Origin of the sequence: Vibrio glycogenivorans, assembly GCF_051660965.1 — a bacterium.
In the GTDB taxonomy this organism is placed as follows: domain Bacteria; phylum Pseudomonadota; class Gammaproteobacteria; order Enterobacterales; family Vibrionaceae; genus Vibrio.
Window position 1 is genome coordinate 102,477 of record NZ_JBPVIS010000003.1, and the last position, 24,431, is coordinate 126,907.

Below are 24,431 nucleotides of genomic sequence, written 5' to 3' on the forward strand. Positions count from 1 at the left end.
TTTTCACCATCAGAGACATCGAAGCTGATGTCAATATCACCGTTCCAATCGGCATCTGGTGTAATGGTGAAGGAGCCATCGTCATTGACGGTAACTTCCGCATTTCCATCCACACTCAAGTTGCTGGCAGTCAGGTCATCACCCTCAACGTCAGAGACATTCGATAGCAACTGCTCTTGGCTAAGCGTGATCTCACCATCTTCATTAACGGTGTAAGACAAGTTGCCTTCTACCGTCGGTGCGTCATCGACAGGAGTGACAGAGACATCAATATTAGCGGTGACCGTATCCGTGCCATCAGAAACCTCAAAGCTGAACTCGACATCACCATTGAAGTTCTCATTTGGCGCGAAGCTATAGGTGCCATTACCGTTGTCAGTGAGGATACCGTCTGTACCGCTGTAGCTGATACCTTCAACAGTCAGGTCATCACCCTCAATGTCCGTCGCCCCTTGCAGTAGGTGGGCATCAGTGAAGGTTAAGATACCATCCTCTTCGACGGTGAACGCTTGATCTTGTGGCTGCGGCAAGTCATTAACTGGGTTAACGGTCAAGTCCGCACCGGATGCAACAATATTTTCACCATCAGAGACATCGAAGCTGATATCAATGTCACCATTCCAATCCGCATCAGGAGTAATGGTGAACGAGCCATCGTCATTCACTGTGACCTCTGCATTGCCATCAACACTCAAGTTGCTGGCCGTCAGGTCATCACCCTCAACATCAGTCACATTCGACAGAAGCTGCTCTTGGCTAAGAGTAATCTCACCATCTTCGTTGACGGTGTAAGATAAGTTGCCCTCGACGGTTGGGTCATCATCCACTGGTGTAACGGATACGTCCACATTCGCCGTCACGGTATCAGTGCCGTCAGACACATCGAAGCTGAACTCAACGTCACCGTTGAAGTTCTCGTTTGGCGCGAAGCTGTAGGTACCATCACCGTTATCAGTCAAGATCCCGTCTGTGCCGGAGTAGTTCACCCCTTCGACAGACAGATCATCCCCATCAATATCCGTCGCACCCGTCAATAGGTCGGCATCAGTGAAGGTCAGCGTACCGTCTTCTTCCATGGTAAACGCTTGATCTTCTGGCTGTGGTAGGTCATTAACTGGGTTAACCGTCAGGTCGGCCTGGGCCTGGACGATATTATTGCCATCCGAGATATCGAAGCTGATATCGATATCGCCATTCCAGTCTGCGTCCGGCGTGATAGTAAACGAGCCATCATCGTTAGCCGTCACCTCAGCATTACCATCGACACTGAGATTACTTGCGCTCAGATCATCCCCTTCAACATCACTAGCCTGAGATAGTAGCTGCTCTTGGCTTAAGGTGATTTCGCCATCTTCGTTGACGCTGTAAGCCAGGTCACCTGAGACTGGCGCATCATCGACTGGAGTTACTGACACATCAACATTCGCAGTCACCGTATCGGTGCCATCGGAAACATCGAAGGTGAACTCAACATCACCATTGAAGTTTTCATTTGGCGCGAAGCTGTAAGTACCATCACCATTGTCGGTCAAGATACCGTCAGTACCGGAGTAGTTGACCCCTTCAACAGACAGATCATCCCCTTCAATATCGGTGGCACCAGTGAGTAAGTCAGCATCAGTAAAGGTCAGCGTACCATCTTCTTCCATGGTAAACGCTTGATCTTCAGGCTGTGGTAGGTCATTGACTGGGTTAACCGTGAGGTCAGCCTGCGCTTGGACAACATTGCTGCCATCGGAGATATCAAAGCTGATATCGATATCGCCATTCCAATCCGCATCTGGGGTAATGGTGAACGAGCCATCGTCATTGACTGTTACTTCGGCATTGCCATCAACGCTGAGGTTGCTCGCGGTCAGGTCATCGCCCTCAACATCAGAAGCTTGTGACAACAGCTGCTCTTGGCTGAGGGTAATTTCGCCATCTTCGTTAACGCTGTAGGCCAAATCACCGGACACTGGCGCATCATCAACTGGCGTTACTGACACATCGATATTCGCGGTCACAGTATCCGTGCCATCCGATACATCGAAGCTGAACTCAACGTCACCGTTGAAGTTCTCGTTTGGTGCGAAGCTGTAGGTGCCGTCGCCGTTATCGCTCAAGATACCGTCCGTGCCTGAGTAGTTAACACCCTCTACGGTTAGGTCATCACCATCAATATCGGTCGCACCGGTCAATAGGTCCGCATCAGTGAAGGTCAGCGTGCCATCTTCTTCAACGGTAAAGGCTTGATCTTCAGCCGTTGGCAAGTCGTTGACTGGATTAACAGTCAGGTCTGCACCAGACTCGACGATATTTTCACCATCGTTGATATCGAAGCTGATATCAATATCACCATTCCAATCGGCATCTGGAGTAATAGTGAATGAACCATCTTCATTTGCCGTCACCTCGGCATTACCACTGACACTGAGGTTGCTGGCGGTCAAATCACCACCGTCAATGTCACTAGTATTCGCCAGTAACTGCTCTTGGCTTAGGGTAATTTCACCATCTTCATTGACGGTGTAAGACAAGTTACCTTCCACCGTTGGTGCGTCGTTTACCGGAGTCACGGACACATCAACATTCGCCGTTACCGTATCGGTGCCATCGGAGACATCGAAGCTGAACTCAACATCGCCATTGAAGTTCTCGTTTGGCGCGAAGCTGTAAGTACCATCACCATTGTCAGTCAAGATACCGTCGGTACCGGAGTAGTTCACGCCTTCAACAGACAGATCATCCCCTTCGATATCAGTCGCACCGGTCAATAGGTCGGCATCGGTGAAGGTTAGCGTACCATCTTCTTCCATGGTAAACGCTTGGTCTTCAGGTTGTGGCAGGTCGTTGACTGGGTTAACGGTCAGTTCAGCACCAGAGGCAACGACATTTTCACCATCAGAGACATCGAAGCTAATATCAATATCGCCGTTCCAATCCGCATCTGGGGTAATAGTGAACGAGCCATCGTCATTCACCGTCACCTCGGCATTGCCATCGACGCTGAGATTACTGGCGGTCAGGTCATCGCCTTCCACATCAGACACATTCGATAGTAACTGCTCTTGGCTTAGGGTGATTTCACCGTCTTCGTTCACGGTGTATGACAGGTTACCTTCCACCGTTGGGGCGTCATCGACTGGTGTCACTGACACATCAATGTTAGCCGTCACGGTATCGGTGCCATCGGAGACATTGAAGCTAAACTCTACATCACCGTTGAAGTTCTCGTTCGGTGCGAAGCTGTAGGTTCCGTCACCATTATCAGTCAAGATACCGTCGGTACCGGAGTAGTTTACGCCCTCAACAGAGAGATCATCCCCATCGATATCAGTGGCACCAGTCAATAGATCGGCATCGGTGAAGGTGAGTGTACCGTCTTCTTCAACAGTAAACGCTTGGTCTTCTGCTTGCGGCAGGTCATTAACTGGATTAACGGTGAGATCCGCCGTGGCCTGAATGGTATCTGTGCCATCGGTGATATCAAAGCTCATATCAATATCGCCGTTCCAATCTGCATCCGGCGTGATGGTGAATGAGCCATCATCGTTAACCGTGACTTCCGCGTTGCCGTCCACTGTCAGGTTGCTAGCTGTTAGGTCATCACCCTCAATATCTGAGGCTTGAGACAGCAGCTGCTCTTGGCTGATGGTGATCGAACCATCTTCATCCACTTGGTAAGCTGTATCACCCGACACTGGCGCATCATTGATTGGTAATACATCAACGTTGATCACCGTATCAACCGTCGCACCATCATCATCAGTAACCGTAACGTTCAGTTGTACTTCACCATTAAAGTTTTCATTTGGTGCGAAACTGCACGTACCGTCGCCATTGACGGTGAAGATGCCGTCTGGACCATCGTAGTTGATTTCAAGTGATGTCACTTCACCATCAATATCCGAGGCATTGGCCAGGATTTGTGACTCACTGAAGGTTAAGACACTGTCTTCATCAATGGTGTAAGACGTTGGTCCTGCAATCGGAGGATCGTTAACCTCAATCACCTCGATACCGGCTGTCGTGGTATCCGTTGCACCGTCTTCATCAACCACGGTCACATCAAGACTGATGTCGCCCGAGAAGTTCTCATTAGGTGAGAAGGTATAGGTGCCATCGCCATTGTCGGCCAACACACCGTCAGTGCCAGAGTAAGAGACATCCTCAACCGCAACGTCCCCTTCGATATCACTCGAGTTGGCAAGCAACTGCTCATCACTAATCGTGATCGAGTTGTCCTCTTGCACTGTGTACGCAGTAGAACCCGCCACCGGAGGATCATTGACTTCGGTTACGGAGACATCGATATTCGCTGTGACCGTATCAGTACCATCTGAAACGTCGAAGCTGAACTCAACATCACCGTTGAAGTTCTCGTTCGGAGCGAAGCTGTAGGTACCGTCGCCATTATCGGTCAAGATACCGTCGGTACCAGAGTAGTTCACCCCTTCAACAGACAGATCATCGCCATCGATATCCGTCGCACCCGTGAGTAGATCCGCATCGGTAAAGGTCAGCGTGCCATCCTCTTCGATGGTGAATGCTTGATCTTCCGGTTGTGGTAAATCGTTAACTGGGTTAACAGTTAAGTCAGCGCCTGCTTGAACGACATTCTCGCCATCAGAGATATCGAAGCTGATATCAATATCACCATTCCAGTCCGCATCTGGAGTAATGGTAAATGAACCATCGTCATTCGCCGTCACCTCAGCATTACCATCGACAGATAGGTTAGACGCGCTGAGATCATCTCCTTCCACATCCGAAGCTTGTGATAGTAGCTGCTCTTGGCTGAGGGTGATTTCACCATCCTCATTAACGGTATAAGCTAAGTCGCCGGAAACCGGTGCATCATCGACTGGCGTCACTGAGACATCGACATTCGCTGACACTGTATCTGTGCCATCGGAGACCTCAAAGGTGAACTCAACATCGCCATTGAAGTTCTCGTTCGGTGCGAAGCTGTAGGTACCATTGCCGTTATCGGTCAAGATACCATCCGTGCCGCTATAGCTAATGCCTTCGACAGACAGATCATCGCCTTCAATATCGGTGGCACCTTGCAATAGGTGTGCATCGGTGAAGGTTAAAATACCGTCCTCTTCAATGGTGAACTCTTGATCTTGTGGCTGCGGCAAGTCATTAACCGGATTAACGGTTAAGTCTGCGCCCGAGGCCACGATATTCTCGCCATCTGACACATCGAAGCTGATGTCGATATCACCGTTCCAGTCGGCATCTGGAGTAATGGTGAATGAGCCATCATCGTTAACCGTCACTTCCGCATTACCGTCAACGCTGAGGTTACTCGCGGTCAGGTTATCCCCTTCCACATCCGTTACATTTGATAGTAACTGCTCTTGACTGAGGGTGATTTCACCATCTTCGTTGACGGTGTAAGACAGGTTACCGTCGACCGTTGGTGCATCATCAACAGGGGTCACAGACACATCAACATTCGCTGTGACCGTATCGGTGCCATCAGAGACCTCAAAGGTAAACTCAACATCACCATTGAAGTTCTCGTTCGGTGCAAAGCTGTAAGTACCATTGCCGTTGTCGGTCAAGATACCATCAGTACCGCTATAACTGATACCTTCGACAGACAGATCATCCCCTTCAATATCGCTGGCCCCCTGTAGTAGGTGCGCATCGGTGAAGGTGAGAATACCGTCTTCTTGAATGGTAAATTCTTGGTCTTGCGGCTGCGGCAGGTCATTGACTGGGTTTACGGTCAAGTCTGCACCGGAAGCCACAATGTTCTCGCCATCCGACACATCGAAGCTGATATCGATATCACCGTTCCAGTCCGCATCTGGAGTAATGGTGAAGCTACCATCATCGTTGACAGTCACCTCGGCATTGCCATCGACGCTGAGATTACTCGCGGTGAGATCGTCTCCTTCCACATCCGTCACGTTAGAAAGGAGTTGCTCTTGGCTGAGGGTAATTTCGCCATCTTCGTTGACGGTGTAAGACAGGTTACCTTCGACAGTTGGCGCGTCATCGACTGGAGTCACAGACACGTCAATGTTGGCTGTTACTGTATCGGTACCATCCGACACATCGAAGCTGAATTCTACCTCACCATTGAAGTTCTCATTTGGCGCGAAGCTGTAAGTACCGTTGCCATTGTCAGTAAGAATACCGTCAGTACCTGTGTAGCTAATGCCTTCGACTGACAGGTCATCGCCTTCAATATCCGTGGCACCTTGAAGCAGGTGAGCATCAGTGAAGGTCAAGATGCCATCTTCTTCAATGGTGAACTCTTGATCTTGCGGCTGTGGCAAGTCATTGACTGGGTTAACCGTCAAGTCCGCACCAGATTGAACGACGTTTTCACCATCAGAGACGTCGAAACTAATGTCGATATCACCATTCCAATCGGCATCTGGAGTAATGGTGAACGAGCCATCATCATTGACCGTGACTTCAGCGTTGCCATCGACGCTTAGATTACTAGCGCTCAGGTCGTCGCCTTCTACGTCAGTCACGTTAGATAGTAGTTGCTCTTGGCTTAGTGTGATTTCACCATCTTCGTTGACGGTGTAAGACAGATTGCCTTCAACGGTTGGTGCATCATCAACTGGTGTAACCGATACGTCCACATTCGCGGTGACGGTATCGGTACCATCCGACACATCGAAGCTGAACTCAACGTCACCGTTGAAGTTCTCGTTCGGTGCGAAGCTGTAGGTGCCATCACCATTGTCGGTCAATATACCATCGGTGCCGGAGTAGTTTACCCCTTCAACGGATAGATCATCTCCATCGATATCGGTCGCACCCGTTAATAGGTCGGCATCGGTAAAGGTCAACGTACCATCTTCTTCCATGGTAAACGCTTGATCTTCTGGCTGCGGTAGGTCATTAACTGGATTAACCGTCAGGTCAGCCTGGGCCTGGACAATATTATTGCCATCTGAGATATCGAAGCTGATATCGATATCGCCATTCCAGTCTGCATCCGGCGTGATAGTAAACGAGCCATCATCATTAGCCGTGACTTCAGCGTTACCATCGACGGCGAGGTTGCTCGCGGTCAGGTCATCACCTTCGACGTCAGAAGCATGTGACAACAACTGCTCTTGGCTTAGTGTGATTTCACCATCCTCATTGACGCTGTAGGCCAGGTCACCAGAGACTGGCGCGTCATCGACTGGGGTCACTGACACATCAACATTGGCAGTCACCGTATCGGTGCCATCGGAAACATCGAAGGTGAACTCAACATCACCATTGAAGTTCTCGTTTGGTGCGAAGCTGTAAGTACCATCACCATTGTCGGTCAAGATACCGTCCGTACCGGTGTAGTTGACACCTTCAACAGACAGATCATCCCCTTCAATATCCGTGGCACCGGTTAGTAGGTCGGCATCGGTGAAGGTCAGCGTACCATCTTCTTCCATGGTAAACGCTTGATCCTCCGGTTGCGGTAGGTCATTGACTGGGTTAACCGTCAGATCCGCTTGCGCTTGAACGACATTGCTACCGTCGGAGATATCAAAGCTAATATCGATATCGCCGTTCCAGTCCGCATCCGGGGTAATGGTGAATGAGCCGTCATCATTAACAGTCACCTCTGCATTGCCATCGACGCTGAGGTTACTTGCTGTTAGGTCATCGCCCTCAACATCAGAGGCCTGTGACAACAACTGCTCTTGGCTTAAGGTGATCTCACCGTCTTCATTAACGCTGTAGGCTAAATCACCGGATACTGGTGCATCATCAACCGGCGTCACTGAGACATCGACATTCGCCGTCACCGTATCGGTGCCATCAAAGACATCGAAGCTGAATTCAACATCACCGTTGAAGTTCTCATTCGGCGCGAAGCTATAAGTTCCGTCGCCATTATCACTTAAGATACCGTCAGTACCAGAGTAGCTGACGCTCTCAACAGACAGATCATCCCCATCGATATCGGTCGCACCCGTTAGTAGATCAGCATCAGTGAAGGTTAGCGTGCCATCTTCTTCCATGGTGAACGCTTGATCTTCTGGCTGTGGCAGGTCGTTAACTGGGTTAACCGTTAGGTCAGCACCTGAGGCAACAATATTTTCACCATCAGAGACATCGAAGCTAATATCAATATCACCATTCCAATCTGCATCTGGAGTAATGGTGAAGCTGCCATCATCATTAACTGTGACTTCGGCATTGCCATCGACACTCAAGTTGCTCGCTGTGAGATCATCGCCTTCCACGTCAGTCACATTCGACAGGAGCTGCTCTTGGCTGAGAGTAATCTCACCATCTTCGTTAACGGTGTAAGACAGGTTACCTTCTACCGTCGGAGCGTCATCGACTGGGGTGACAGATACATCAATGTTAGCGCTAACGGTATCCGTGCCATCAGAGACATCGAAGCTGAACTCAACATCACCGTTGAAGTTCTCGTTAGGAGCGAAGCTATACGTGCCATTGCCATTATCGGTTAATATGCCATCGGTACCGGAGTAGTTCACTCCCTCAACAGAGAGATCATCCCCTTCGATATCCGTGGCCCCCGTCAACAGATCGCTGTCGGTGAAGGTGAGCGTGCCGTCCTCTTCAACACTGAACGCTTGGTCTTGTGGTTGAGGTAAGTCATTGACCGGGTTGACGGTTAAGTCAGCACCAGATTGAACGACGTTTTCGCCATCAGAGACGTCGAAGCTGATATCGATATCACCATTCCAGTCCGCATCCGGCGTAATAGTGAAGCTGCCATCGTCATTGACGGTCACTTCAGCATTGCCATCAACGCTTAAGTTACTGGCCGTCAGGTCATCACCCTCTATGTCAGAGACATTGGACAGCAACTGCTCTTGACTCAAGGTGATTTCACCATCTTCGTTGACGGTGTAAGACAGATTACCCTCAACCGTTGGCGCATCATCGACTGGAGTGACCGAAACGTCGACATTGGCCGTCGTCGTATCCGTGCCATCAGACACTCCAAAGCTAAACTCTACATCACCGTTGAAGTTCTCATTTGGTGCAAAGCTGTACGTACCATTACCATTGTCGGTTAAGATACCGTCGGTGCCAGAGTAGTTGACGCCGTCAATAGACAGATCATCCCCTTCCACATCCGTTGCACCCGCTAGTAGATCAGCGTCAGTAAAGGTTAAGGTTCCATCTTCTTCGACAGTGAAGGCTTTATCTTCAGCTTCAGGAGCATCATTGACTGGCGTAACAGTTAAGTTGAGGTCAGCTGCCACCACCTCTTCACCATCGGTGACGTCATAGGTAAATTCAATATCACCAAAGAAGTCGTCGCTTGGCGTGACGGTAAAGCTACCATCGTCGTTTAACTCAACCGTTGCATTTGGATCGGTGGTACTCAGGTTAATTGCACTGAGATCATCCCCGTCAATGTCGACGGCATTTTCAAGCAACTGCTCTTGAGTGATCACAATACTTGTGTCTTCAGCGGTCACCGCTGACACGTCGCCCTCTACCTCAGGGGCATCATTCGCAGGTGAGATGTGGATGGTGACATCTTGCGTCGCCGTAGCTGTCTGACCGCTATCAATGTCAGTCGACGTCGCATTTACGACCAGCTCAACATCACCGTTAAAGTCAGCGGCAGGAATAAACTCAAGTCCGGTCAGTTCTTCAGGCTCAAGTGACCAAGTTCCATCACCATTGTCGATACCTGCCGATAATTCGCTGCCTTCTGGGACATTTTCAATCAGGATTGAGAGATCTTCTGAGCCATCGGTATCAGTCAGATTAGCGTCAATATTCAGCGGCACTGGTTCGTCTTCAGTACCAATGATTTGATAATCAACATTGGCGGCGGTAATTTCGATATTATCAATACCGAACGACTCATCAGGCACGCTTTGGTTCAGTGTGGACCCGAAGCCAAGCTGCAACTGACCATCTTCTACTGGCACCGTTAGGTGCACTTCGTGAGCTTGGTCATTCCAACCGCTGAAGCCCTCTTGCTGCGAATCACCATGCACTACCTCACCGACTTGGTTACCATCTGAGTCGTACAAAGGTGTACTGCCGTCCTCTACGCGGAATGCCGAGTTCGACATCGCCGTTAACTGCTCGCCTCCAACGAAGATCTGGAAGGACTCACCATCCCACGAATCAATTTCGTAGAAACTAAACGAAATGTTAACCTCTGAGACATCATCTGGGATGTCATAGGTTTTGCTCACTGCCTCATCGCCACCAGTGCCACCGATGCGACCAAGCATGTCACCACTTTCAAAGCCTTGCGAATCCTCGGTACCGGCATTCCAGCCAGCAGAGCCCTCTTCAAAGTTGTCCGACGCGAGTAACAAGTCTGATGCAATCGACAGCTCTGGCATATCGACCACAGACTGGACATCAATATTCACCTCAGCAGGCACAACATTCACGCCATCAGAAACGTCGTAGCTGATATTGACATTGCCATCAAAGTTCTCATCTGGCGTAATGGTAAAGCTACCGTCATCGTTGGCGGTGACTTCGGCATTGCCATCCACCACCAAGTTTGAAGCGGTTAAGTCATCCCCCTCTATATCCGAGCTTTGCGATAGCAATTGCTCTTGGCTTAGAGTGATTTCGCCATCTTCGTTGATGGTATAAGACAAACTACCCTCAACCGTTGGTGCATCATCGACCGGGGTCACGCTGACATCGATATTTGCAGTAACGGTGTCGGTGCCATCGCTCACCTCAAAGCTAAAGTCAACATCACCATTAAAGTTCTCATTAGGCGCGAAACTGTAGGTTCCATCGCCATTATCGGTAAGAATACCGTCTGTTCCGGTGTAGCTGACGCCTTCGACTGACAGATCATCCCCTTCTACATCCGTTGCACCTGCCAACAGGTCAGCATCAGTAAAGGTGAGTGTGCCGTCTTCTTCTACGGTGAAGGCCTTGTCTTCTGCCTCTGGGGCATCATTGACTGGCGTCACAGTCAAGTTGAGGTCGGCCGCAACCACGTCTTCACCGTCGGTCACATCATAGGTAAACTCAATCTCACCAAAGAAGTCCTCGCTTGGCGTGACGGTGAAGCTACCATCTTCGTTCAGCTCGACCGTTGCGTTTGGATCTGTGGTGCTAAGGTTGATTGCGCTGAGGTCATCACCATCGATGTCCACCGCATTCTCAAGCAGCTGCTCTTGGGTGATGACGATACTGGTATCTTCCGCCGTTACTGCAGAGACATCTCCATCCACCTCTGGCGCATCATTGGCCGGTGAGATATGGATGGTTACCTCTTGAGTTGCGGTTGCTTGAGTACCGGTATCCACATCAGTCGAGATGGCGTTGACCACCAACTCAACATCGCCGTTGAAGTCAGCAGCAGGGTTAAACTCAAGCCCAGCTAAATCACCTGGTTCTAATGACCATGTGCCGTCACCATTGTCGACACCCGCTGAAAGCTCACTGCCCTCTGGCACGTTTTCAATCAAGATGGCCAAGTTCTCTGAGCCATCGGTATCGGTTAGGTTCGCGTCGATATTCAGTGGTACTGGCTCATCTTCCATACCCAGAATTTCGAAGTCAGCATCTGCTACCGTAATTTCGATATTATCGATACCGAACGACTCATCTGGCACGCTCTGGTTGAGAGTTGAGCCGAAGCCAAGCTGCAATTGACCATCTTCCACGGGCACGGTTAGGTGCACCTCGTGTGCTTGGTCATTCCAACCACTAAAGCCCTCTTGCTGCGACGCACCGTGTACCACTTCACCAACTTGGTTGCCGTCGGAATCAAATAGCGGTGTGCTACCGTCCTCTACACGGAATGCTGAATTCGACATCGTGGTTAGCTGTTCACCACCGACGAAGATCTGGAAGGATTCACCATCCCATGAATCAATCTCATAGAAGTCGAACGAGATATTGACCTCAGACACGTCATCTGGAATGTCATAGGTTTTACTCACGGCCTCATCGCCGCCCGTGCCACCTATGCGACCGAGCATATCGCCACTGTCGAAGCCTTGTGAGTCTTCCGTCCCCGCATTCCAACCTGCAGAGCCATCCTCAAAGTTATCAGAGGCAATCACCAAGTCAGAAGCAATAGACAACTCCGGCATATCCACCACAGACTGCACATCGATGTTCGCTTCTGCAGGCACCGTTGCCGTGCCGTCGGAGACGTCATAAGTGATGTTGACATTGCCATCGAAGTTTTCGTTTGGCGTAAAGGTGAAGGTGCCGTCGGCATTATCCACCAAGGTACCGCTATCAGACGCGACATTCTGAACTGACAGGTTATCGCCATCAATATCGCCTGCATTTTCAAGTAGCTGCTCTTCAGTGAAGGTAAAGCTGACGTCTTCTTGAGCCGTAAACTCTGGCTGGCCGACCGTTGGTAGATCATTGACTGGATTAACGGTGAGATCAGCCTGTGCTTGAACGACGTTCTCACCATCTGAGATATCGAAGCTGATATCGATATCACCGTTCCAATCAGCATCTGGCGTAATGGTAAATGAGCCATCGTCATTGGCTGTCACTTGCGCATTGCCATCCACGCTGAGGTTACTCGCGCTGAGATCATCTCCCTCAACATCCGATGCCTGTGACAACAACTGCTCTTGGCTTAGGGTGATTTCACCATCTTCGTTGACACTGTAGGCCAGGTCACCGGAAACAGGTGCATCATCAACTGGTGTAACCGAAACATCCACATTTGCCGTGACTGTATCGGTGCCATCGGAGACTTCAAAGCTAAACTCTACGTCCCCGTTAAAGTTTTCATTTGGCGCAAAACTATATGTACCGTTACCGTTATCCGTCAGAATACCATCCGTACCGGTGTAACTGATGCCCTCAATAGACAGATCATCGCCTTCAATATCGCTTGCACCTTGCAATAGGTGTGCATCGGTGAAGGTCAAGATACCATCTTCTTCCATGGTGAACTCTTGATCTTGCGCCTGTGGCAAGTCGTTCACTGGGTTAACGGTTAGATCTGCGCCGGAGGCGACAATATTTTCACCATCAGACACATCGAAACTAATGTCGATATCCCCATTCCAATCGGCATCTGGGGTAATAGTGAAGCTACCGTCGTCATTGACGGTCACCTCTGCATTACCATCCACGCTCAGATTGCTTGCGGTGAGATCATCACCTTCAACATCCGTAACATTGGACAGCAACTGCTCTTGGCTCAGCGTAATTTCGCCATCTTCGTTGACGGTATAAGACAAATTGCCTTCAACCGTTGGCGCGTCATCCACAGGCGTAACAGAGACGTCAACGTTTGCGGTGACCGTATCCGTGCCATCCGAGACTTCAAAGCTAAACTCAACATCACCGTTGAAGTTCTCATTTGGCGCGAAGCTATAAGTACCATTACCGTTATCGGTAAGGATACCGTCGGTACCACTGTAGCTAATACCCTCGATTGACAGGTCATCGCCCTCAACATCCGTTGCACCTTGAAGCAGGTGTGCATCGGTGAAGGTGAGAATACCGTCTTCTTGAATGGTAAATTCTTGGTCTTGTGGCTGTGGCAGGTCATTGACTGGGTTAACAGTCAAGTCTGCACCGGAAGCCACAATGTTCTCGCCATCGGACACATCGAAGCTGATGTCAATATCACCGTTCCAGTCCGCATCTGGAGTAATGGTGAAGCTGCCATCATCGTTGACAGTCACTTCGGCATTACCATCCACGCTGAGATTACTCGCGGTGAGATCGTCTCCTTCCACGTCAGTAACGTTAGAAAGAAGCTGCTCTTGGCTGAGGGTAATTTCGCCATCTTCGTTGACGGTGTAAGACAGGTTACCTTCGACGGTTGGCGCGTCATCGACTGGGGTCACAGACACATCAATGTTGGCTGTCACTGTATCGGTGCCATCCGACACATCAAAACTGAACTCAACATCACCATTGAAGTTCTCATTTGGCGCGAAGCTGTAAGTACCGTTGCCGTTATCGGTAAGAATACCGTCGGTACCGCTATAGCTAATGCCCTCTACTGACAGGTCATCGCCTTCAATATCCGTGGCGCCTTGAAGCAGGTGCGCATCGGTGAAGGTGAGAATACCATCTTCTTCAACGGTGAACTCTTGGTCTTGCGGCTGTGGTAAGTCATTGACCGGGTTGACGGTTAAGTCCGCACTAGATTGAACGACGTTTTCGCCATCAGAGACGTCGAAGCTGATATCGATATCACCATTCCAATCGGCATCCGGAGTGATGGTGAAGGAGCCATCGTCATTAACTGTAACTTCGGCATTGCCATCGACGCTGAGATTGCTCGCGCTTAGATCGTCGCCTTCCACGTCAGTCACGTTAGACAGAAGTTGCTCTTGACTAAGGGTAATTTCACCATCTTCGTTGACGGTGTATGACAGGTTGCCTTCTACCGTTGGCGCGTCATCAACTGGGGTTACTGACACATCAACGTTAGCCGTTACCGTATCGGTGCCATCAGAGACATCGAAGCTAAACTCAACATCACCGTTGAAGTTTTCGTTTGGCGCGAAGCTGTAGGTACCGTCGCCATTATCAGTCAAGATACCGTCTGTGCCGGAGTAGTTCACGCCTTCTACAGACAGATCATCCCCATCGATATCGGTAGCACCGGTCAATAGGTCCGCATCAGTAAAGGTCAGCGTACCATCTTCTTCCATGGTAAACGCTTGGTCTTCAGGTTGTGGCAAGTCATTAACTGGATTGACTGTTAGATCAGCCTGAGCTTGAACAATATTGATGCCATCAGAGATATCGAAGCTGATATCAATGTCGCCATTCCAGTCGGCATCTGGGGTTATAGTGAATGAGCCATCATCATTCGCCGTTACCTCAGCATTGCCATCGACGCTTAAGTTCGAGGCAGAGAGATCATCCCCCTCCACATCAGTTGCTTGTGATAATAACTGCTCTTGGCTTAAGGTGATTTCACCATCTTCGTTAACGCTGTACGCAAGGTCACCAGACACAGGCGCATCATCGACTGGCGTGACTGATACATCTACGTTAGCCGTCACAGTATCGGTACCGTCAGAGACATCGAAGCTGAACTCAACATCACCATTGAAGTTCTCGTTTGGCGCGAAGCTGTAAGTACCGTCACCATTGTCGGTCAAGATACCATCCGTGCCGGAGTAGTTCACCCCTTCAACAGACAGATCATCACCTTCAATATCAGTAGCACCGGTTAATAAGTCGGCATCAGTGAAGGTCAGCGTGCCATCTTCTTCCATGGTGAACGCTTGATCTTCTGGTTGTGGTAAGTCGTTAACTGGATTAACCGTCAGGTCAGCACCTGAAGCCACAATATTTTCGCCATCAGAGACATCGAAGCTGATATCGATGTCGCCATTCCAGTCTGCATCCGGGGTGATGGTGAACGAGCCATCGTCATTAACGGTGACTTGAGCATTGCCATCGACACTTAAGTTGCTCGCGGTTAGATCATCACCCTCCACATCAGTGACGTTAGAAAGCAGTTGCTCTTGGCTGAGAGTAATTTCACCATCTTCGTTAACGGTGTAAGACAGATTGCCTTCAACGGTTGGTGCATCGTCGAGTGGTGTAACCGATACGTCCACATTTGCCGTAACAGTATCGGTGCCATCCGACACATCGAAGCTGAACTCAACGTCACCATTGAAGTTCTCATTAGGTGCGAAGCTGTAAGTGCCGTCGCCGTTATCAGTCAAGATACCGTCAGTACCGGAGTAGTTCACGCCTTCAACAGACAGATCATCCCCGTCGATATCGGTCGCACCCGTCAATAGGTCTTCATCGGTGAAGGTCAGCGTACCATCCTCTTCCATGGTAAATGCTTGATCTTCAGGTTGTGGTAAGTCGTTAACTGGATTAACCGTCAGGTCGGCACCCGAGGCTACGATGTTTTCGCCGTCAGAAACATCGAAGCTGATATCGATGTCGCCATTCCAATCGGCATCTGGGGTAATGGTGAAGCTTCCATCATCGTTGACGGTCACCTCGGCATTACCATCCACGCTAAGGTTGCTCGCGGTTAGGTCATCGCCTTCCACGTCAGTTACATTGGATAGCAGTTGCTCTTGGCTGAGGGTGATTTCACCATCTTCGTTAACCGTGTAAGACAAGTTTCCTTCGACGGTTGGCGCGTCATCCACCGGCGTAACCGATACGTCCACGTTCGCCGTAACCGTGTCAGTGCCATCCGACACATCGAAGCTGAACTCAACGTCACCGTTAAAGTTCTCGTTCGGTGCGAAGCTGTATGTGCCATCGCCGTTATCGGTCAAGATACCGTCGGTGCCGGAGTAGTTCACGCCTTCAACAGACAGATCATCCCCGTCGATATCAGTCGCACCGGTCAATAGGTCTTCATCGGTGAAGGTCAGCGTACCATCTTCTTCCATGGTGAACGCTTGATCTTCCGGCTGTGGCAAGTCATTGACTGGGTTAACGGTTAAGTCAGCGCCCGAGGCAACAATATTCTCACCATCAGAAACATCGAAGCTGATATCAATATCGCCATTCCAGTCCGCATCAGGGGTAATGGTGAATGAGCCATCATCATTAACGGTGACTTCGGCATTGCCATCAACACTTAAGTTGCTCGCGGTCAGATCATCACCTTCCACATCAGTGACGTTAGAAAGCAGTTGCTCTTGGCTCAGCGTAATTTCACCATCTTCGTTAACGGTGTAAGACAGGTTGCCTTCGACGGTTGGTGCGTCATCCACTGGCGTAACCGATACGTCCACATTCGCGGTGACGGTATCCGTACCATCCGACACATCGAAGCTGAACTCAACGTCACCGTTAAAGTTCTCATTCGGTGCGAAGCTGTATGTGCCATCGCCGTTATCGGTCAAGATACCGTCAGTACCGGAATAATTCACCCCTTCTACAGACAGATCATCCCCGTCGATATCGGTCGCACCGGTTAATAGGTCGGCATCAGTGAAGGTCAGCGTACCATCCTCTTCCATGGTAAACGCTTGATCTTCAGGCTGTGGCAAGTCATTGACTGGGTTTACGGTGAGGTCCGCACCCGAGGCAACGATATTCTCACCATCAGAGACGTCGAAGCTGATATCAATGTCGCCATTCCAATCGGCATCTGGGGTGATGGTGAACGAGCCATCATCATTAACGGTGACTTCGGCATTGCCATCAACACTTAAGTTGCTCGCGGTCAGATCATCGCCTTCCACGTCAGTGACGTTAGAAAGAAGCTGCTCTTGGCTTAGCGTGATTTCACCATCTTCGTTGACGGTGTAAGACAGGTTACCCTCGACGGTTGGCGCGTCATCGACTGGCGTCACAGACACATCAACATTGGCTGCCACTGTGTCAGTACCATCAGAAACATCGAAGCTGAACTCAACGTCACCATTGAAGTTCTCGTTCGGCGCGAAGCTGTAGGTGCCATCGCCATTGTCGGTCAAGATACCGTCGGTGCCGGAGTAGTTCACGCCTTCTATAGACAGATCATCCCCGTCAATATCAGTCGCACCGGTCAATAGGTCAGCATCAGTGAAGGTCAGCGTACCATCTTCTTCCATGGTGAACGCTTGATCTTCTGGCTGTGGCAAGTCGTTCACTGGGTTAACGGTGAGGTCTGCACCCGCTTGAACCACGTTCTCGCCATCTGAGATATCGAAGCTGATATCGATATCACCGTTCCAATCGGCATCTGGAGTGATGGTGAATGAACCATCGTCATTGGCTGTCACTTCAGCGTTACCATCGACGCTGAGGTTACTAGCGGACAGATCATCACCCTCAACATCAGACGCTTGTGACAACAATTGCTCTTGGCTTAAGGTGATTTCACCGTCTTCGTTGACACTGTAGGCCAGATCACCCGAGACCGGTGCATCATCTACTGGTGTGACAGACACATCAACATTAGCAGTGACGGTGTCAGTGCCATCAGAGACTTCAAAGGTGAATTCTACGTCACCGTTAAAGTTCTCGTTCGGCGCGAAACTGTAGGTACCGTTGCCGTTGTCGGTCAAGATACCATCAGTACCACTGTAGCTAATGCCTTCGATAGACAGATCATCGCCTTCAATATCGGTGGCACCTTGCAGTAGGTGTGCATCCGTGAAGGTTAAGATGCCATCCTCTTCGATGGTAAACTCTTGGTCTTGCGCTTGAGGCAAGTCATTGACTGGATTCACCGTCAGATCAGCACCAGAAGCGACAATATTTTCGCCATCAGAGACATCGAAGCTGATATCAATGTCGCCATTCCAGTCTGCATCAGGGGTAATGGTGAAACTACCATCATCGTTGACAGTCACTTCGGCATTGCCATCTACACTAAGGTTACTCGCGGTCAGGTCATCGCCTTCCACGTCAGTGACGTTAGAAAGAAGCTGCTCTTGGCTTAACGTGATTTCGCCGTCTTCGTTGACGGTGTAAGACAGGTTACCTTCGACAGTTGGGGCGTCATCGACTGGTGTCACTGACACATCAATGTTAGCTGTCACGGTATCGGTGCCATCGCTGACATCGAAGCTAAACTCTACATCACCATTGAAGTTCTCATTTGGTGCGAAACTATAGGTGCCGTTGCCGTTATCGGTCAAGATACCATCAGTACCGCTGTAGCTAATGCCTTCGACAGTCAGGTCGTCACCTTCAATATCCGTCGCACCCTGCAGTAGGTGTGCATCGGTGAAGGTCAGAATACCATCCTCTTCCATGGTAAATTCTTGGTCTTGCAGCTGTGGTAGGTCGTTAACTGGGTTAACGGTCAAGTCCGCGCCGGAAGCAACAATATTTTCACCATCAGACACATCGAAGCTGATATCGATATCACCATTCCAGTCCGCATCTGGCGTAATGGTGAACGAGCCATCATCATTAACCGTGACTTCCGCGTTGCCATCCACGCTGAGATTACTCGCAGTCAGATCATCGCCTTCCACGTCAGTGACGTTAGAAAGCAGTTGCTCTTGGCTGAGGGTAATTTCGCCATCTTCGTTGACGGTGTAAGACAGGTTACCTTCGACAGTTGGCGCGTCATCAACTGGGGTCACCGACACGTCAATGTTGGCTGTTACTGTATTGGTACCGTCCGACACATCGAAGCTGAATTCTACCTCACCATTGAAGTTCTCATTTGGCGCGAAGCTGTAAGTACCGTTACCGTTGTCAGTCAAGATACCATCGGTACCACTGTAGCTGATACCTTCTACCGTCAAGTCATCTCCTTCAATATCGGTGGCACCTTGAAGTAGATGTGCATCGGTGAAGGTTAAGATACCGTCTTCTTCAACGGTAAATTCTTGGTCTTGGGGCTGTGGCAAGTCGTTAACTGGATTAACAGTTAGGTCCGCACCAGATTGAACGACGTTTTCACCATCCGAGACGTCAAAGCTAATGTCGATATCACCATTCCAATCCGCATCCGGAGTAATGGTGAATGAGCCATCATCATTCACGGTGACCTCTGCGTTGCCATCCACGCTGAGGTTGCTAGCAGTAAGATCATCGCCCTCAACGTCAGTGACGTTAGAAAGAAGTTGCTCTTGGCTGAGAGTGATTTCACCGTCTTCATTAACGGTGTAAGACAGATTGCCTTCAACGGTTGGAGCATCATCGATTGGTGTGACAGATACGTCTACATTCGCTGTTACGGTATCGATACCGTCCGAGACATCGAAGCTGAACTCAACGTCACCGTTAAAGTTTTCGTTTGGTGCGAAGCTGTAGGTGCCATCACCATTATCGGTCAAGATGCCGTCTGTGCCTGAATAGTTCACGCCTTCAACAGACAGATCATCCCCATCAATATCGGTCGCACCCGTCAATAGGTCCGCATCGGTGAAGGTCAGCGTACCGTCTTCTTCCATGGTAAAGGCTTGATCTTCTGGCTGTGGTAAGTCATTGACTGGATTGACTGTCAGGTCAGCCTGAGCTTGAACAACATTGCTACCATCCGAGATATCGAAGCTGATATCAATATCGCCATTCCAGTCCGCATCTGGGGTAATAGTAAACGAGCCGTCATCATTCGCCGTTACCTCAGCATTGCCATCGACGCTTAAGTTAGAGGCAGAGAGATCATCCCCTTCTACGTCAGTTGCTTGTGATAACAACTGCTCTTGGCTCAAGGTAATTTCACCATCTTCGTTGACGCTGTAGGCCAGATCACCAGAGACAGGCGCATCATCGACTGGGGTTACGGACACATCAACATTTGCGGTGACCGTATCGGTGCCATCGGAAACATCGAAGCTAAACTCAACATCACCGTTAAAGTTCTCGTTTGGCGCGAAGCTATAAGTACCGTCGCCATTGTCTGTCAAGATACCATCCGTGCCGGAGTAATTGACCCCTTCAACAGACAGATCATCCCCATCGATATCAGTGGCACCGGTCAATAGATCGGCATCGGTGAAGGTCAGCGTACCGTCTTCTTCCATGGTAAACGCTTGATCTTCTGGCTGTGGTAGGTCATTTACTGGGTTAACCGTTAGGTCAGCCTGCGCTTGGACTACATTGCTGCCATCGGAGATATCAAAGCTGATATCGATATCGCCATTCCAATCCGCATCTGGGGTAATGGTGAATGAGCCATCGTCATTGACTGTGACCTCAGCATTGCCATCGACGCTAAGATTGCTCGCGGTAAGGTCATCACCCTCGACATCGGAGGCTTGTGACAATAGCTGCTCTTGGCTTAGGGTAATTTCGCCATCCTCATTAACGCTATAGGCTAAGTCGCCAGAAACTGGCGCGTCATCCACTGGCGTAACGGAAACATCGACATTGGCTGTCACCGTATCGGTACCATCGGAGACGTCAAAGCTGAACTCAACATCACCGTTGAAGTTCTCATTCGGCGCGAAGCTGTAGGTACCATCGCCATTATCGGTCAAGATACCGTCAGTTCCGGAGTAGTTCACGCTTTCAACAGACAGATCATCCCCATCGATATCGGTGGCACCCGTCAATAAATCCGCATCAGTGAATGTCAGCGTACCATCCTCTTCCATGGTGAACGCTTGATCTTCTGGCTGTGGCAAGTCGTTAACTGGGTTAACGGTTAAGTCTGCACCGGACTCGACAATGTTCTCGCCATCGTTGATATCGAAGCTGATATCAATATCACCATTCCAATCCGCATCTGGCGTGATGGTGAATGAACCATCCTCGTTTGCCGTCACTTCCGCGTTACCACTTACACTGAGGTTGCTGGCGGTCAAATCACCACCATCAATATCGCTAGTATTCGCCAGTAACTGCTCTTGGCTGAGGGTAATTTCACCATCTTCGTTAACGGTGTAAGACAAGTTACCCTCAACGGTTGGTGCGTCGTTGACTGGAGTCACGGACACATCCACATTGGCCGTTACCGTATCCGTGCCATCCGAGACATCGAAGGTGAACTCGACGTCACCGTTGAAGTTCTCATTCGGCGCGAAGCTGTAGGTACCATCGCCATTATCGGTCAAGATACCGTCAGTTCCGGAGTAGTTCACGCCTTCTACAGACAGATCATCGCCTTCAATATCGGTGGCACCGGTTAATAGGTCTTCATCCGTGAAGGTCAGCGTACCATCTTCTTCTACAGTAAACGCCTGGTCTTCTGGCTGAGGCAGATCGTTAACTGGGTTAACGGTGAGGTCTGCGCCTGACGCAACGATATTTTCACCATCAGAGACATCGAAACTGATATCAATGTCGCCATTCCAGTCCGCATCTGGGGTGATAGTAAACGAACCGTCATCATTGACTGTGACATCAGCATTACCGTCCACCGTTAGGTTCGACGCAGTCAGGTCATCGCCTTCGACATCCGACACGTTAGAGAGCAACTGCTCTTGGCTGAGGGTAATTTCACCGTCTTCATTCACGGTGTAAGACAGGCTACCTTCGACAGTTGGAGCGTCATCGACTGGTGTCACGGAGACATCGATATTCGCTGTGACTGTATCGGTACCATCTGAAACATCGAAACTGAACTCAACGTCACCGTTGAAGTTTTCATTTGGTGCGAAGCTGTAGGTGCCATCGCCGTTATCGGTCAAGATACCATCCGTGCCAGAGTAGCTCACGCCTTCAACAGACAGATCATCCCCGTCAATATCGGTGGCACCGGTCAACAAGTCGGCATCGGTAAAGGTTAATGTACCGTCCTCTTCAACTGTAAACGCTTGATCTTCGGGCTGAGGCAGGTCGTTGACTGGATTAACAGTAAGATCAGCTGAAGCCTGAATGGTGTCCGTACCATCAGTGATATCAAAGCTCATATCGATATCACCGTTCCAGTCGGCATCTGGCGTAATGGTGAACGAGCCATCATCATTGACTGTCACCTCAGCATTGCCATCAACCGTTAGGTTACTAGCAGTGAGATCATCCCCTTCGATATCCGAAGCTTGAGACAACAGTTGCTCTTGGCTGATGGTGATAGAGCCATCTTCGTCGACTTGGTACGCCGTATCTCCAGAGACCGGAGCATCATTAATTGGCAATACATCAACGTTAATTACCGTTTCAGTCGTTGCACCATCGTCATCCGTCACGGTGACGTTAAGTTGTACCTCGCCATTGAAGTTCTCATTTGGCGCAAAGCTACAGGTACCATCGCCATTAACCGTAAAGATACCGTCCGGTCCATCGTAGTTGATTTCAAGTGAGGTCACCTCACCATCAATATCTGAGGCATTAGCCAGGATTTGCGACTCACTGAAGGTTAAAACACTATCTTCATCAATGGTGTAAGAGGTTGGCCCAGCAATCGGTGGGTCATTGACCTCTATGACTTCAATACCCGCTGTTGTGGTGTCCGTCGCACCATCTTCATCGACAACGGTGACATCAAGGCTGATATCACCCGAGAAGTTCTCATTTGGTGAGAAGGTATAGGTGCCATCGCCATTGTCGGCCAATACACCATCGGTACCCGAGTATGAAACATCCTCGACCGAAACATCACCTTCAATGTCACTCGAGTTGGCAAGAAGCTGCTCATCACTGATGGTGATCGAATTATCTTCTTGGACTGTGTATGAAGTTGAGCCAGCGACTGGTGGATCGTTGACTTCCGTCACTGAGACGTCGATATTTGCCGTGACAGTCTCGGTGCCGTCACTGACATCGAAGCTGAACTCGACCTCACCGTTAAAGTTTTCATTTGGCGCAAAACTGTAGGTGCCATCGCCATTGTCGGTCAATACACCGTCAGCACCCGTGTAGGACACACCTTCTACCGACAACTCATCGCCATCGATATCGGTGGCATTTTCAAGTAGCTGCTCATCGGTAAAGGTCAGCGTACCGTCTTCTTCGACGGTGTACGACTTATCTTCTGCTTGTGGCAAGTCATTGACTGGATTAACGGTCAAGTCAGCACCCGCTTGAACCACATTCTCGCCATCGGAGATATCAAAGCTGATGTCGATATCCCCATTCCAGTCGGCGTCTGGGGTAATGGTGAATGAGCCATCATCATTGGCCGTCACCTGTGCATTGCCATCAACACTTAGGTTAGACGCAGTAAGGTCGTCGCCTTCCACGTCTGAAGCTTGTGACAGGAGCTGCTCTTGGCTAAGGGTGATTTCACCGTCTTCGTTAACGGTGTAGGCTAGCTCACCCGAAACAGGCGCATCATCAACAGGCGTCACTGACACATCAACATTCGCTGATACCGTATCGGTGCCATCAGAGACTTCAAAGGTAAATTCAACATCGCCATTGAAGTTCTCATTCGGCGCGAAGCTGTAGGTACCATTGCCATTATCGGTCAAAATACCGTCGGTACCGCTGTAGCTGATGCCTTCAACAGACAGATCATCCCCTTCAATATCCGTGGCACCTTGCAAGAGGTGTGCATCGGTGAAGGTGAGAATACCGTCTTCTTCAATGGTAAATTCTTGGTCTTGAGGCTGTGGTAAGTCGTTAACTGGGTTAACGGTGAGATCAGCACCAGAGGCAACAATATTCTCGCCATCGGAGACATCAAAGCTGATATCGATGTCGCCATTCCAATCGGCGTCAGGGGTAATGGTAAACGATCCATCGTCGTTAACCGTCACTTCAGCATTACCGTCGACACTTAAGTTGCTAGCGGTAAGCTCATCGCCTTCAACATCAGTCACATTGGACAGCAACTGCTCTTGACTTAGGGTTATTTCACCATCTTCGTTCACGGTGTAAGACAGGTTACCTTCCACCGTTGGTGCATCGTCAACTGGCGTGACCGACACATCGACATTCGCCGTCACGGTATCGGTGCCATCAGAAACATCAAAGCTAAACTCAACATCACCGTTGAAGTTCTCATTCGGTGCGAAGCTGTAAGTACCATTACCGTTATCGGTAAGAATACCGTCAGTACCACTGTAGCTAATGCCTTCGACTGAGAGATCATCACCTTCGATATCCGTTGCACCTTGAAGTAAGTGGGCATCGGTAAAGGTCAAGATACCATCTTCTTGGATAGTAAACTCTTGGTCTTGTGGCTGAGGCAAATCATTGACAGGATTCACCGTCAAGTCTGCACCTGAGGCAACAATATT

General features: G+C 49.8%; 1 protein-coding gene (only partly in view). It reads right to left on the minus strand.

The whole window is internal to a tandem-95 repeat protein gene (locus ACSTTG_RS08800; protein ID WP_438474519.1) on the minus strand: the coding sequence, 50,364 nt in all, runs 19,351 nt past the left edge and 6,582 nt past the right edge, and what appears here is coding positions 6,583-31,013, spanning codon 2,195 (complete) through codon 10,338 (partial); the first complete codon in reading order (the gene reads right to left) occupies nt 24,429-24,431. The start codon and the stop codon both lie outside this window.